This is a genomic window from Mammaliicoccus sp. RAM2 (assembly GCF_045897195.1).
GTDB classification, from domain to species: Bacteria; Bacillota; Bacilli; order Staphylococcales; family Staphylococcaceae; genus Mammaliicoccus; species Mammaliicoccus sciuri.
In genome coordinates, this window is the sequence record NZ_JBJNWI010000001.1 from 137,329 (window position 1) to 152,935 (window position 15,607).

Annotated in this window: 10 protein-coding genes; 1 reads left to right on the forward strand and 9 read right to left on the reverse strand. The window is 29.0% G+C overall.

Annotated features, from left to right (window positions below; all coding sequences use genetic code 11):
- Positions 1-39 precede the first annotated feature (39 nt).
- From ACJTHF_RS00710 to ACJTHF_RS00750, 9 genes are all read right to left on the reverse strand, one after another.
- On the reverse strand, positions 40-1,245 hold the full coding sequence (locus tag ACJTHF_RS00710) for a glycosyltransferase family 4 protein (RefSeq protein WP_107609233.1): 1,206 nt from the start codon (positions 1,243-1,245) through the stop codon (positions 40-42).
- A gap of 12 nt (positions 1,246-1,257) precedes the next feature.
- Entirely contained in the window at positions 1,258-2,070 is an 813-nt protein-coding gene (locus ACJTHF_RS00715) for an ABC transporter permease (RefSeq protein WP_048542142.1), read from the reverse strand.
- 21 nt (positions 2,071-2,091) lie between these two features.
- A complete protein-coding gene (locus ACJTHF_RS00720; protein ID WP_119469659.1) occupies positions 2,092-3,918 on the reverse strand; it encodes a hypothetical protein in 1,827 nt (608 codons plus the stop codon).
- A 30-nt stretch (positions 3,919-3,948) separates the two neighbouring features.
- Positions 3,949-6,582: a glycosyltransferase gene (locus ACJTHF_RS00725; RefSeq protein ID WP_078355637.1), complete on the reverse strand. Its 2,634-nt coding sequence runs from the start codon at positions 6,580-6,582 to the stop codon at positions 3,949-3,951.
- Entirely contained in the window at positions 6,582-7,526 is a 945-nt protein-coding gene (locus ACJTHF_RS00730; RefSeq protein WP_232156511.1) for a hypothetical protein, read from the reverse strand. Before ACJTHF_RS00730 ends, ACJTHF_RS00725 begins: the two co-directional genes overlap by 1 nt.
- A gap of 18 nt (positions 7,527-7,544) precedes the next feature.
- Positions 7,545-8,828: a nucleotide sugar dehydrogenase gene (locus ACJTHF_RS00735; RefSeq protein ID WP_058591031.1), complete on the reverse strand. Its 1,284-nt coding sequence runs from the start codon at positions 8,826-8,828 to the stop codon at positions 7,545-7,547.
- A gap of 207 nt (positions 8,829-9,035) precedes the next feature.
- Positions 9,036-11,024 carry an acyltransferase family protein gene (locus ACJTHF_RS00740; RefSeq protein WP_078355635.1) on the reverse strand — a complete coding sequence of 663 codons (1,989 nt, stop codon included), beginning with the start codon at positions 11,022-11,024 and terminating at the stop codon, positions 9,036-9,038.
- A gap of 145 nt (positions 11,025-11,169) precedes the next feature.
- On the reverse strand, positions 11,170-12,336 hold the full coding sequence (locus ACJTHF_RS00745; RefSeq protein ID WP_107609433.1) for a glycosyltransferase: 1,167 nt from the start codon (positions 12,334-12,336) through the stop codon (positions 11,170-11,172).
- Between the two features lie 14 nt (positions 12,337-12,350).
- A complete protein-coding gene (locus ACJTHF_RS00750) occupies positions 12,351-14,024 on the reverse strand; it encodes a CDP-glycerol glycerophosphotransferase family protein (protein ID WP_107609434.1) in 1,674 nt (557 codons plus the stop codon).
- Between the two features lie 135 nt (positions 14,025-14,159).
- On the opposite strand from ACJTHF_RS00750, the gene ACJTHF_RS00755 reads away from it, so the two are divergent.
- A complete protein-coding gene (locus ACJTHF_RS00755) occupies positions 14,160-15,587 on the forward strand; it encodes a glycosyltransferase family 2 protein (RefSeq protein WP_232156514.1) in 1,428 nt (475 codons plus the stop codon).
- The last annotated feature ends 20 nt before the right edge of the window (positions 15,588-15,607 follow it).

Consider the following 15,607-nt stretch of genomic DNA (forward strand, 5'->3'; position numbering starts at 1 on the left):
TCGTAAACTTTCGAGACATTTTCACATTTTATTTTATAATTATTTGTCATCTCTATCACCTTTTCTTAAAAATGTCATAAGCTTTTCAATATTATCTTCCCATATAAGGTGTTCATCACGATATTCACGTGCATTTCTTGCTTTAATGGATAAAGCTTGTTCATCATATTTTAATGATTCAATTTCGTTTACGATTGTATCTATTGAAGCTTGTTTTCTTGCAAATCCTAGATTATATTTTTGAATGATTGCTTCAGTTGGACCACTAATATTAGATATAGGAGGTGTTCCAACCCCAATTGCGTCTACAATTTTTCCAGGCATCACATTCATAAACACATCTGAAGATTCTAAAATTGAAAGTGAAATATGATGTTTAGATATTTCAGTTAAACAAGCTGTTCGATCCATCGGTTTTTTCACTTGAATATACTTACAATCTCTCACAGCTTTTCTAAACTTGTCAGCTTGCACACCATAAACAATCGCTGTAACATTGATTTGTTTATCATTTAAAGCTAAGCATATTGAAATAAGTTTATCTACATCTTGGGCATACCCAATATTTCCTGTATAAATAACACTAAAATCATTATATTTTTCTTCAGTTATCAGTTCATTTCTTGAAATGCCATTTGGCAAATAAAATATGGGTACTTTTCGCTGTAATCGCTTCTGAATATGTGACCTAAATGCTTCATTATTAATGACAATTTTATCTGCAGAATTATACATTTTCTTCTCTAAATATTTTAATAGTGGCATAAATAAACTTATGTTAATATGCTTTAATCCATTTACACTGTCTGGCCATAAATCTCTAATTTCTAACACATATGTCGGATGTTTCGCACTTTTAAAAAATAACGTCGCCCAAGCTAGAAATATATTTGGACTAGAAACATACACAATATCATAATCGTCATTATGCATTTTCAAGAAGACTCTTAATCTGACATATTGTTCTATATAATATACTAACCTCATGATAAAATTACTATTTTGCTTATTACCATGCATTTTCATTCGAATAATTTTCTTCTTTTCTAATTTATTTAAAAATGAATCTGTAAAATAAGATTGATCTTCAAATAGACTTTGGTTAGGATATGTTGGCTCGGTCGTTAACATTGTCGGGTCTGAACCACTTGAACGAAAAGCTTTGAACATCATTTTCATTCGATTTGCGGCAGACCCAAGTTCTGGATAAAAATTTTGTGAAATCATTAATAATTTCTTTGTCATATTATGAACACCCTATAAGTAGTCTAGTAATTTTCGTTTAAACCTTGAATGAACCAATGAACCTATTAATAATAATATAATTGTTAAAAGCCAAAAATATAAATGATCATGCCATTGTCCGTACACGGAAACATTACCATGCACAAACGCTGTACGATAAACACCTACTAAATATGCAAATGGATTTAAGCTTGCTAACCTTTGTAAAATACCGTGTGCTTCTTCCATCGCCCAAAAGATAGGTGTCATAAAGAATAGCATTCTTATAACATTTTGTAGTAAATTTTTAGTATCGCGAATAACAATAATTAATGTACTCATAATTAATGAAATACCAAAAATAATTGCATAAGATGCGACTAAAAAGTATATAAACCAAAAGTAATGCCACCATGGTACATATCCATTAATGACAGATATGACAAATAAAATGGCTGATGTGATCATTAAATTAATCATATTATTTGTTAAAGCTATAGAAATAAATATTGAAGATGGGAACTTCATTTTTGATAAAAGTCCTACATTGCCTTGAATAGCAGATGCACCTGTATTGATCCCTTGTGATATGAACAACCAAGGAAACAAACCTGAAATAAGATGTACTAAAAATGGTACCCCTACTACTTGTGCACTTGCATCTCCTCTTAACCCTAAACCAAACACAAGATAATATACAGCAACTTGTAAGATGGGTTGTAATATATTCCAAAATACACCAAGATAATGATTGGCATATTGACTTTTCATATTATAAATTGCAAGTTTAAAAATTTTAGGTAAATTATTAAATTGTTCTTTAAAGATTTCAGTAACTATCTTCATATATAACGACCTACTTGATTTTTATTTTTCAATAAGTTCAAATTGTGAAGCGCTGATCCATGATGTTTTCTCAATTTTTTTACTTGCATAGACAGAAATTGTAATAGATGTTTGTGGTTCTATCGTCAATTCTAAATTGTTTTTACTCAAATCTACTAAGTCGATTGACTCACTTTCTATATCAAAATACACTGTATCTCTGCCATTTTTATTATGATAAAATGTTCTCAATTCAAGTTTAATCTTGTAATCCTCAGTATTCGTCAAAATCATTTTCTTTTGATTGTCATAACTAAATTTAGGCGTTAATGCACGAAATAACTTTTTTTCATTTTGTATAATTTGATAGAAATCTTCAGTTTGAATCATAACGTGAGTCAAACTCTCAACATCCCTATTTGTATCTTCTTCTAATTGAATTAATCGATCCTCTAAAGTGTTAATTTCATTGATTTGAAAATAATTTAATATTGGCCAATGATGTTTAATCATCAACTTATGTAACATTTGATTTTGTTTATCTTCCTGATTAATACTCATGAATTCAAATAAGATATGCCTCGTGTTGATTAAGCTAAACACATCTAAATAATCATCACTTTCTTGAACAATACAGCTATGCCAACCGTTCATTCTAGATTCAAAATACAACGTTTCATAAGGATGATAACCTAATTCAATGGTCTTATAGAGCTCATTTCTTTTAACAAATTCTAATAAATAATCGTGAGATAATTGATCCACTGGAAAATCTTTAGCCCATTTTTTGATTGCATTTTCATACGGTAAAAATGAGTCTGCTCTTTGTATCCGCTTCGGAATAATACTTTTAGCAAGTTCAAAGATAGTAGATTTTAAATGTATACAATGATTAAACGACCTGTTCTCATGATAATAATTGATTAAATGAATACTATGATCTGTTTCATATAAATGATATCTATCAATCAAATTTGAATTGACTGTTAGTTGATCCATATTAAAAAGCGTATGCTTTAAATTTAAATTATATGCCATTTTTTGAGAAATATATTCATCTATACGATAAATATGTGCAGCTTGTTCATGTTCTAATTCATCTATATTTTTTGTATAAGTAAAGAAATTCACATCATTGATATGTTCTTTAATATAAGATAATGATACTTTAGAATCATGACCAGCAGTGATAGAACAAATCACTTTTTGATTAAATCGAAATAAATAATCAACCGCTGCTTCAATTTCATGGTTAACGATTCTATATACTTCTTCTGCTGATTTCTTAACACATGGGTTGATTGGATAAATTCTTTTAATTGAATGGTCTGTTATATTAAATCTTGTATTGGCATTGAATTTATAAACATCTTTATATTTACTATAGTCTAAAAATCCATATGACTTATGTGCGATTCTTTCACAAGTCATATCAAAACATAATTTTACGAGTTGATTCACTAATTCAGAATGACTAGCATATAAATCATGAGACGCATGATAATACAATGATAAAAATGACGTTGCATCATTATACAGCAGCAAACGTCCATTATACTCTATCAACATAACATACCTGCCATTATAAAAACTCATCTCTTCAAGAAAATCATAAGAATCTATTTCGTGAGATAATAATTGGGCGCATATTTCAGGATATTTCAAGTCGACATGTTTCGTATGCACAAAATGACCTAATATGACTACTTTGATGTCATTCTTTGTATACACATAAGAACTTAAATCATTTGAAAAATAAATCGTAAAGTCAGTGAATTGAACATATTGACGATAGTTTTTATCTTCAATTGAAATTTGTCGAGGAACGATCATATATGCTTTGTTAAAATTTATGAATATATTATCCATCATACACACCCCCTTATATCAATCACGTAATTATTGCTGAACCTCTTGTTTTAGGTGTTCAACATATTGATTTAAATCATGGTCTTCTGGACGTTTATATTGATCATACAAACTATATATTTCTAAAAATCGTTCTACCGCTTCTTTTCTTTCTTCCGGTTTTACTTTTTCTAATCTTGGTAAATACCAGCCTTTAACGTAAAAATTAAATCTATGTTCTAAGTAGGATGTTAGTAATCCATGTTTTTCGTAAAATGGAATTCTTTCAATTTCTAACGTGTAATATTTATCAAATAGCTTCTTAGAAATCGAATTTGTAACTGATCCAGACACAGCAGCATAATACATATGAATAACATCTGTTACAGCTTGTACTTTTTTAGAATGAATCATTAATTCTTGGAAGAATAAAGTATCTTGGCCAGCAGCACCTTCAATCATTCGAATATGATTATCTTTAATAATTTGTGATTTAATAATTAAAGCTTGAATACTTTGAGCACGTAAACCACATTTTTTCATATATTTTTTAGGATCTTCAATTAATAATTTTCCGTCGTTATACTTCATCACTGTACCAGCATAATTAAACAATGCTCTGCGCTTATTATCTTCTTTAATAATATTACCGACAACCATATCGACATCCTTATTCGATTCGATTTCTTCTAATAAAGTTGCATATCCATCACCAGTAGCTTCGTTATCAGGGTCTAAATAAGTAATATAATCTGTAGAGGCAAGTTCAGCACCTTTATTTCTTGGTCTTGAAGCACTGCCTGACCCCTCTTCATATGCATAGTAAACGATATCTGGGTATCGTCTTCTTAATCGATTAATAATAGATATCGTTTCAGAATCCGTACTACCATCATTTACGAATATAATTTCCATTTCTTTAAATATTGAAGATCTTCTTAAACTTCTCATACACTTGTCTTCTAAATAAGTGCCATTATTATGAATTGGGATAATAACACTTAATTTTTTCTTGCGGTTATTTTGACCATATAAAGATACATCATAAATTTCTGATTGATCTAAATTATAGCCATTTTGAGACTGTGTGATATTCAATTGATAATCGAATATATTTTTATGATACAATGTTACATATTTATCTTGTGCATTTTCAATAAATTGATGTGCTTCATGCTGTTTATCTTTCGTAACAAAATCAACATCTACATATTTAAATGCTGTTAATAAATCTTCTAAATAGTATTCCTCATATTCAATTGAATCTTTCATATAAGTTATAAAATCATATTGTGATACATCTTCTATTGTATCTTGAGCTTCTATAACATCAAACCGAACATGTAATTGTCGATATAGAATGTCTTTCATTTTATCCGTTAATGCATCAACAATTACGAGAATTTGTGATGCTTTTTGAGTCGGTTTAATGCCAATATATGATAGGACTTCATCTAAACGATGATACGTCGTACAATTTCTCATCACACTACGTATACTTTTAGCCTGCATATCTTCTATTTCATATTCTTGATATTGGTTCATGATTGGTGCCACATCTGTTTTATGATTAATCATAAATACATTTGGAAATTGATTATTAACACCTACTGAATAGTTAGATAAGATTAAATTCCCAAAAGCCTGCAATTCAAATATTCTATTCGCAAACATCGTTTCTGAATATTTTACTGAATTGACATTTACAGCCCATCTATATACTTTATGCAATTTCATTAGTTCTTCGTGATCAATTGGCATTGTTAAGTATGGGATATATTTCATTGGGAATTGATAACGTCTTCTTCTTAACGGTAAGTTTCTATCGACAATTGTTAAGTCATTTTCATTATTAATCAATTCATCAAAGATTCTTGCAGATTCTTGGTTTCTAACAGGATATTTCTCAGTCCAACTTCCTGCAAAAATAACATCGTTTTTAAATGATTTATTATATGGACTTCTCGTACCTACTGGATTATGGTAATGAGGATTAATACCAAATTGAAGTACATGTACTTTATCATTTTGACAATATTCTTTATAATCTTCTACCACTTCAGCAGCAGATGTCAGGATAATATCGCATTCTGTCGCGATATCTTTGTATAAATGGAAATTGACAGGGTCTTCTTTAGAATAAAAGACGATTGGTATATTGAACTTTCTAGCCTTTTGAATGCCTTCAATAAGCATTCTTCGCTTCTCACTATTTACTGAAGCTAACCCTGTCCAACTTCCGTCTATACCTCTCCATGCTGTCGCAACAATCACAACATCCATATCTCTACTTAAATCCGTAAATTCACTATCTAAATAAACGATATTACCTATATCTTTAAATGAGTTATATAAAAATTCATCAGCAATGAGACCAACTTTGTATTTATTTTTAATAAATACACGTGACGTATCAGAATTCACAAGTTTTGATAAATGTTGTTGGTGATTTTCAAGGAAATCTAATTTGGATTCTTCTGCTACTTTTTTATAGTAATTATGATGATTTGTATGATCTTTAACCTTTTTTAATTTATATAGTCCATACATATAATCTTGTTCAACAATATCTAATACTTCTTCTAATTGTTCAACTTTTGTTTTATCATCAAAATTAACTAACGCCTCTTTAGTGGATTCGATATTACTTTTTTGATTGATATTTGTTGGCATATTTGAAGACATTATGATTTCCTCCTATTTCTCCAACTCCAGTATTTCGTTTGAATCTTTCCTAATTTAGAATTTTTCAAATTCATATATAGTCTTTCATACTGCGCTTTTTCTTCTTTTTTATTTGTTTTTTGTAATGAGATATTTTCGTTTATCAAACGAACAATTGCAGATTTTGACTTTTTTCTTTCTTCTTGAAAGTTTGTAATCATATCCAGCTGTTCTAGTGTTAACTCGTTATAATTTTCATATTGCTTAGCTTCTAAATCTTTAATAATACTTTTATCTTCTAAATCATTTAAGCTAATCCAATATTTTTTCTTTTTAATAATGATCCTTACCGATTCTGCCTTTAAGAACACCATATCAATCGAGACGTTATTGAAATCAAATTGTTCTTCATCCAATGATAAATCGATTGATTTGTGCAATGCACTATCTTGATAAAAGACTGTAGATTCTTCTATTGATACTTTTTTATTAATAGGAATTGCTCTATCTATATCTTTCGTAGGCACAAACCCTGTAAATGTTCCTTTATTAAATACAGCTTCTAACACTTCACCTTCAATTAAATACAATGCTCTAGATGAAAAGTTCTTTTCTTTAAACAACAAGTTATAATCAACTTTAAATCCTAGTTCTCTATTAATTTGTGGTGTAGAGAAATGACGTAAATCCACTCTTATCGTATCAATAGGTTTCGAAATTAATTTGATAGAATGATTTAATCTTGTCCATCCTATAATATTCGTACCTCTCACAATTAATCCGTAAAGTTCACTTTCTATCACTTTTACAGAAATAACTTTTAATGCTTTATTTAAATAGTCAGACGCATAGCCGACTGTAAGTTCATCATCATCTACATCAAATATTTCTTGATTTTCTGGTTCTCTTAAAATAATTTGAAAGCTCAATCCGCTTTGAATAATTGGACTTTTAACGTCTATCATATGAAGACCCCTCAATCTTTACTTATTAAATGAAAGTGCAATATCTTTTCCGAAAGTATATAAATTACCGTAGTTGTAATATTTAACTTGCTCAAATTGTGATTGAACAACATTTTTCGTATCGAAAATGACTTTGTCTTTCATACCTTCAAAATCTTGATCTACTAAAGTTTTGAATTCTGAATGGTCACTCAAAATCAATACAAGAGACGCATCTTTAACTGCTTTTTGAATATCTTTTTGGACAAATCCTAGCTCAACATGTGGATCATATGCTTCTACTTGAATATCATTTTCTTTTCTCAAATCATTATAAATATCAAATGCTGGTGATTCTCTGACATCGTCTACATCACCTTTATAAGTTAATCCAAATACAACAACCTTATGACCATTTAAAGTTTCTAATATTTTCTTAGACTCATTAATCACATATTGAGGCATTGAACGATTAATACGTCTACCTTCTTGAATGAGACTCGTTGTTTCTGGATCTTTAGCGATAATAAAGTATGGATCAACTGCTAAACAGTGACCACCAACACCTGGACCTGGTAAGTGAATATTCACACGTGGATGTTTGTTCGCCATCTTAATAACTTCTAATACGTTAATATCTAAATGATTACATACCATCGCAAGTTCATTTGCTAGCGCAATATTCAAGTCACGGTAAGTATTTTCCATTAACTTACTCATTTCTGCTGTCTTAGCATTTGTTTCAATCATTTCACCTTGTACGAATGTTCCATATACACGTTTACCTGCTTCAACACATGCTGGCGTTATACCACCAATAATTCGATTGTTATGAATAAGTTCATGTAATATTTTTCCTGGTAACACTCTTTCAGGACAATGTACTAAGAATATATCTTTACCAATTTCAAATCCTTGGCTTTCAAGATATGGTTTAACATGGTCATCCGTTGTTCTTGGTGCTATCGTAGATTCTACAATTACAGTATTACCTTTTTCTAAAAATGGTACGATGGATTCAACTGCACCCATTACTAATGAAATATCACATGATTCGTATTGATCATCATTATTTGGTGTTGGAACTGCTATGATAAATGCATCGGCTTTTTCAGGTTGCATACTTGCTTTAAATTTATTTTTAGCTAACACTTCTTCATAAGCTTCTTGTAAACCAGGTTCTTCAATATGAATTTGACCATTATTTAATTTATCTACTGCTTCTTTATTAATATCGACACCTACAACATCTACACCATGTTTCGCAAACATAATTGATGTTGGTAATCCAATGTATCCTAAACCAATAGTAGTTAATTTCATATTATATCCATCCTTTAATAATTAATTGTTAAGCTATTACTTTCGTAATGTTAAATATATTGTAACTTCTATGAATACAATAAACAGTCGTTTAACAGATACTTAAGGAAGGGTTTACACTCTTTTATCATTATTTACAATTGCTCAATATTTCTTGTAAAAAAGTACCTCAATCATATAAAATCATATGATTAAGGTACTTTTTTATTAATGATTGAGTTCTTTAAAGTATTGTTCGATATCTTGCTTTATTTTAGGACCAAATGTTTTGGAGTAACTATTAGATATATGTCCTTTATCCATATATACGATTACATTACCAATAACTGGTGCAAATTTCCCATTTACTTTGAAATACGATGTATAGTCTACATATTTAGTATCTTCTGGCTTTTGATCAAGTTGTTCCCATTTAGATACTTTTGGTAAGTGTTGTTTAGCATTCATCCTCTGAATCGTTTCTTGTTCTCCAAATTTATCTAAAGTTTCTGGGACATTAAACTCATATCTTGGATTATCCCTTATTGCCATAATCGGTGTTTTTGTATTTGTAATGTTTTGATATTGTTTTAATTGTAATGGATCGATTTGTCCATTTACATCTGTACTTGAATCTGCAGTTGTTACAACTAAATCAACGTCTTGCTTATCAAGTTCTTTAATTAAATTTTTATTCCAATCGGTACAATCTTGGTCACTGTCTTTCGTTGTTAATACACAGCCACTTTTCGTCATGCTTAATACTCTATAATTTCCTTCTTCAGCTGCTTTTTGTAGTGCGCCTAACCAATGTTGTGCATGAGAACTCCCTACTAAGGCAATTGTCTTATCATAGTTTTCTTTTTTACCGTACTCTCCTACTAGAACTTTTGATTCACCTATTTTTTGATGAACTTTGTCTCTTGTAGAATCAGGTGATTCATTTCTGATTTTTGAAAACTCTGGTATCGCTTCTACATCTTCTTTAACTTTCACATGCTTTTCTACTGCCATTGCACCGGGATAATTTTCACTCAATGCTACCTTTTCTTTTTCAAAAGGATTATTAAAAATAACGAAATATAAAGATGCGATTGCCAATAACTGTATCGCTAATCCAATGCCTAATTTTTTGAATGCAATTTTATTAGAAGATGCTGATCTGATTGGTTTTTCAATATAACGTGTCATTAAATATGATAATAACCATGATAGTAAAATCATACAAATACCTAATACAATTCCAGGTCGTTCATTATTATGATATTGATAAAATGATAAAATCACCCAATGCCATAAATATAAACCAAATGACAATCCTCCAACCTTTACCATGATAGACGAGCCTAAGAATTCCTTAACACCATATTTAGTTTCATAGTTACCGGAAACAAGTATAAATACGGCACATAACATTGGCCATAATGCAATAAACCCGGGAAACATTGTTGATACATTAAAAATAATACCTGTTAAGATCAAGCCTATTAAACCTAACCATCCAATCAAACTTGCTACTAAACGGTTAATTTTAATTTTATTAAGATTGATTGCTAATAATCCGCCGAGTGAGAATTCCCAAACTCTTGTAAATGTATGGAAATATGCCCAAGGTTGATTGACGTGCGTTAAATAAATAGAATACGACAACGAAACGATAAATAATGTACCTAAACAAAGGTTAATTACATTAATAATTTTTAAGTTGGTGTATTTTTTATATAACATAAAAATCAAACTAAAGATGACAAACCAAATAATATAGAATTGACCTTGAATCGACATTGCCCAAAAATGTTCAACTGGTGTCTTCATTTGATCTTTATTTAAATAATCTGTACTCGATAAAGCGAGTTGCCAATTTTGATAATAAAATAATGAAGCAATGATTTCTTTTATCGTTTTGCCTAGTATTGACTCTGGTAATAAGAAAAAGCTTAAGATAACTGTTACAAGTAAAACTGTTATAACAGAAGGAAATAATCTTTTAATTAATCCTGTTATGTAAGGTATAAATTTAAATGACCCTGTTTTATTGTATTTTGAAATAATGGAAGTAGTAATTAAGAATCCTGAAACAACGAAAAATACATCGACGCCTCCAGACACTTTCCCAAACCAAATATGATATATTGCAACTAATAATGCTGCAATGACTCTTAGCCCTTCAATTTCAGGTCTAAATTTTTTGTCTAGATTAATAGGATTTGTCTGCATATTAAAATCTCCTTTAAGTATTATACAGTTGTAAGTATATATATAAGGATATTTATAAGAAAGACAATTAATTAATATTTACAATATCTTAACACCCTATTAAAAAATCCCTAACAATTAGCTTGTTAGAGATTGAGATTGCATCTTATTTAAAGTGCTTGTATAAATCTTTCATGAATTGCTCATAAATGACATCACCGTCGAAATCGTTACTTCTTTCTATACCTTTTTGAATGACATTTTGAACATCATGATGATGATAATTTTTAATGACATTTGCAAGTTGCTCTCCATATTGTTTAGCATCTTGATAGTCTACTAAATAACCGTTTTTCTCATTTTCAATTAGAAATTCAGGACCATAACATCCTTTATAACTGATAACTACATTTCGTTGATACATAGCCTCTAATATAACAAGTCCAAATCCTTCAACTCTAGATGGAACAGCCGTAATCTTACTTTCAGCTAATACTTGTGATAATGCGTTTGTAGTAGGCTTAAGTTTCACAATATCTTGAATATTATATTGATTGATCAATTGGTGGTATTGTTCTTTTTCTTGTCCATCTCCATATAATTCTAATTGAAATTGGTATTTTCGCATTGTGTCTTGAATTAAATTGATACTATTTAGTAACAAATCAAACCCTTTTTCATGCTCAAATCTACCTGCAGCAACAATTGTATTTTGCTTATCTACGTTATATTGAGTTTCTTTTAGTATATTTGGAACAATGATTACTTTAGTGTGAGTTAAACCTTGTTGATAATCTTGTTGGTCTTCTTTAGTTAATGTCGTAACTAAATCAAGTTGTTCATAACTTTTAAGTAAATCTTTTTGATAATGCTCATCATGTGCATGTAAATACATATGTTCCATACCAATTTTAAATACCGACTGACTTGCATATTTACTAACAAGTATATTGTAACTTGCACGTGTACCTACAATAATATCTGCATTCACATTCTGAATGGCTTTAACAATTTGTTGCTCAATATAACTTGAAAATTGATGAAGTCCAGGTTCAGACGGATGAATAATTTTAGGACTCAAAAAAGGTGTATATTTATTGATTCTATTTACAAATATATTTTTTAAACCTTTGATAGTTTTGTTATATTCAATAATGGGTTGAATTTCAATATTTTCATGCAACTTAAAATAAGGTTCATCACTCGCTTTAAATACTGACAATATTTTAACAGAGTGACCTTTTTCACTTAATTTATTTGCCAGATTAGAAATCGATTTCGTCGTCCCACCCATATGATAAATATTGTGCACTAAAAATGTAAAAGATTTCATATAAATCCCCCTTTTCAGTCCATAGCTTGTTCTATCAATTGCGTGATAGTTTCGTATGACTGATTATTTTTGTTGATAAATTGATCACTAATCGTATGATAATCGTCATTCATAATTGCATTAAACAATAATGACTGTTCAAAATATTGATTATCATTGATAGTTTCATAAACTTCTTTATACAAACCACGGTTATAATCATAATTATTAAAATCTGGTGTATATAAGTACACTTTTTTATCAATAGTTAATGCATCAAATACTATTGAAGAATAATCACTGATTACAATGTCAGAAACAAGTAGTAATTGTTGTGTTTCAAACTGTCTTGTATCGATATAATTATGCTGTTTATTAGCATGATCTTCTTCGTGATATTTATAAATGATGTTATATTTCGCTTTCATCTCATCTGTAAATTCTAATAAAAATTCTTCTTCTTGATTATCTCTCCAAGTCGGCGTATACAGAATTGTTTCCTTTTCAGTATTTAAATTTAACTGCTGTTTGATTTTATTTATTTCATTTGAATTTGAGTGTTGCTCTAATAAATATTCATTTCTAGGATAACCACATGCAACAATTTCTGTTTCTTCCAATGGAAATGCAGATTTAAATACATTATTTATAGATTCTACATCTGTTATAAAATAATCTTGTTTAATTAACTTATTATATTTACGTGCTCTATAATTATAAATATCAATATTTTGTTTAGGTTCTTTGCTATCTAAAAATAGTCGTTTTAAAGGTGTACCGTGCCATAACTGAATGATCGTACCATTAGGTTTAAAATCATCTGGCAAGTAGCTTTCAAGTATCACTACATTAGCTTCTTCTATAATTTGTTTCGTATCAGAATGAGATGGTGACACAAAGTGATCACCCTTTTCTTGGTCCGTAATAAAGTAAACAGTATATTTAGGGTGTTGTTTTACTAAATACTCAAATAAATATTTTGAATTACCTCTGTAACCATAATCGAAACCTAAAAATACAATATGTGGCTTTATTTTCGTTTGATCTTTGTCATAAATATTAATTGCCTTCATTTGTTTTTGTAGTGCCGTATGATTTAATTTTTGATACGCAATTTTAGGTAATTGAAATTGTGATTTTAACATGACTTTATCAATTGTTCTTGCGATAGAAGGAAGCCTTGTCTCTTTCGCCTTAAATAATGGCGTTATACCATTTAAAAGTGCAAATTTGTTTAAATAGAATTTTTCTTCATAACTGAGACTTTCATTTTTAAATGCTGCTAAACAATTTGCACTTGGTTTACTTTGATGAACATAATCAAAAATAACGTGAGGATCAATCTTAATTTCATCCAAGTGGAAAATTGCGTTCAATGTAATATCAAATATTGTTTCCCACTTATAATTAGAAATTAGCCATAATAGCTCATCTTTCTTAAAAATAATATTTGGTTGAAGCGTAATATTATTAAACCAATCAGCAACAGTAATAAATGCCTTCCCCATATATCTACTATCGTTTGTATAATAACCGCTGTTTGTATAATCAACCATATAAGATTGGTTATCCAACTCTAAATTGTTCAACACTTCTTCCCTAACTTGCGTATATCTATCTATTAAAATAATATGATTTTCTTCACGACATTCTGCAATTATATATTTTTCCAAATTATGCTGGTCATGAATATTTATAATTTTAATCATTTTACACCTCATATATTTTAAGTTAATACAATAAATTGACTTCTTTATTTATTCATATTACATTATATAAACAATGTGAGACAAATATGCCACATTGCTTATACAATTTGATTTTTTAACGAATGGAGTTAACTTATGTTATTCAAAAGTAAAAAGCTTTTTTCTATTATTGTCACATCATATAATAATGAAGATAAAATAGAACGTGCAATTGATTCAATATTAAATCAATCACTAGATAAAAAATATTACGAAATCATCATTGTAGACGATCATTCTACAGATAATACTCAAAACTTAATTCAAAACTATGAAGCTAAAAATATCAAATTTATCATTTTAGATGAAAATTCAGGTGGTCCTTCAAAACCTCGTAATATCGGTATTGAAGAAGCAACAGGTCAATATATTTATTTTCTAGATGCAGATGATTATTTAGCAACAGATATATTAGCAAGAATTGCTAATGACGATAAACTACTTAAATCAGACATGATTGTTGGTAGAACATTACGCCAAAATGACCATTCTTTAACAGTACATGCCAGATTTATGAGTAATAATAATCGTTATAATTATAACATCAATGACATCCCATATATATATAATCACTTTGGTCCGCCATCAAAATTTATTAAACTGAGTCATATTAAAAAACACAATATAAAGTTCCCAGAAAACTTACATTTTGGGGAAGACAAAATGTTTTTCACATATTTAAGTCCTTATATTAATAATGTATCTACGTTGACAGATAATTGTTCAATCATTGACAGAACAACATCTAATGAGTCACTTACAAGAGGTGTAGATTTCTATGAAAAACGTGCTTCAGATTTAGAAATTATTCATCATTTACTAGAACAAGAATCAAACTCTAAAAACATTCGATTGTTAAATCGTTTTTTAGAATATGATCTACTGAAAAGTTGTAATAGTCATGTATTCCTAAATAGTGATAAAAAGCAACAAGTTCATTATTTTAAACAACTGAATGAACTTTTCAATCAATCATATATAAAAGCTGATATCATTCAAACAATCAGTCAAGAATATACAGACGCAATTAAGTTTATTCAAAATAATGATTATGAGTCATTTATGAAATTCTTTACTTGGCTGAAAAAACAACCTAAAATCATTCAAAAGCAACAAAAACAGACATTATTAACTGATGCTAATGAAAGATTCACAATACCATTTCAACAGTCAACGTTATTAAATATAGTTGAATTAGACAAATCCATTAAAATACAAATTGAAATAGACGGTGTTGATACTGACAAAATATGTAACTTGTCTCTTATGTCTCGAAAAGTTTACAAAGATGATATCGTTATTGAGAATATAGATGTACAAGATAACCTCTTAACCATCTCAATACCTAAAATTGAAATCAATAATAAACCAGCAGCAATTTACAACTGTATCATCGTATATGATGGATTTAAGCATTTAAATATTAAATTTGGTTATGACAAAAAAATCAATTTAACAGATAAAAATGGTATTTTCTACCCTACTATAAATGGAAACCTTTCTTTAAAGTTAACAAATAAATAAAAAAAGCAGAACTGATACAC

Coding starts and splice junctions, on each gene's coding strand:
- ACJTHF_RS00710 (WP_107609233.1), bottom strand. CDS start 1,245: ATGACAAAGAAATTATTAATGATTTCACAAAATTTTTATCCAGAACTT.
- ACJTHF_RS00715 (WP_048542142.1), bottom strand. CDS start 2,070: ATGAAGATAGTTACTGAAATCTTTAAAGAACAATTTAATAATTTACCT.
- ACJTHF_RS00720 (WP_119469659.1), bottom strand. CDS start 3,918: ATGGATAATATATTCATAAATTTTAACAAAGCATATATGATCGTTCCT.
- ACJTHF_RS00725 (WP_078355637.1), bottom strand. CDS start 6,582: ATGTCTTCAAATATGCCAACAAATATCAATCAAAAAAGTAATATCGAA.
- ACJTHF_RS00730 (WP_232156511.1), bottom strand. CDS start 7,526: ATGATAGACGTTAAAAGTCCAATTATTCAAAGCGGATTGAGCTTTCAA.
- ACJTHF_RS00735 (WP_058591031.1), bottom strand. CDS start 8,828: ATGAAATTAACTACTATTGGTTTAGGATACATTGGATTACCAACATCA.
- ACJTHF_RS00740 (WP_078355635.1), bottom strand. CDS start 11,024: ATGCAGACAAATCCTATTAATCTAGACAAAAAATTTAGACCTGAAATT.
- ACJTHF_RS00745 (WP_107609433.1), bottom strand. CDS start 12,336: ATGAAATCTTTTACATTTTTAGTGCACAATATTTATCATATGGGTGGG.
- ACJTHF_RS00750 (WP_107609434.1), bottom strand. CDS start 14,024: ATGATTAAAATTATAAATATTCATGACCAGCATAATTTGGAAAAATAT.
- ACJTHF_RS00755 (WP_232156514.1), top strand. CDS start 14,160: ATGTTATTCAAAAGTAAAAAGCTTTTTTCTATTATTGTCACATCATAT.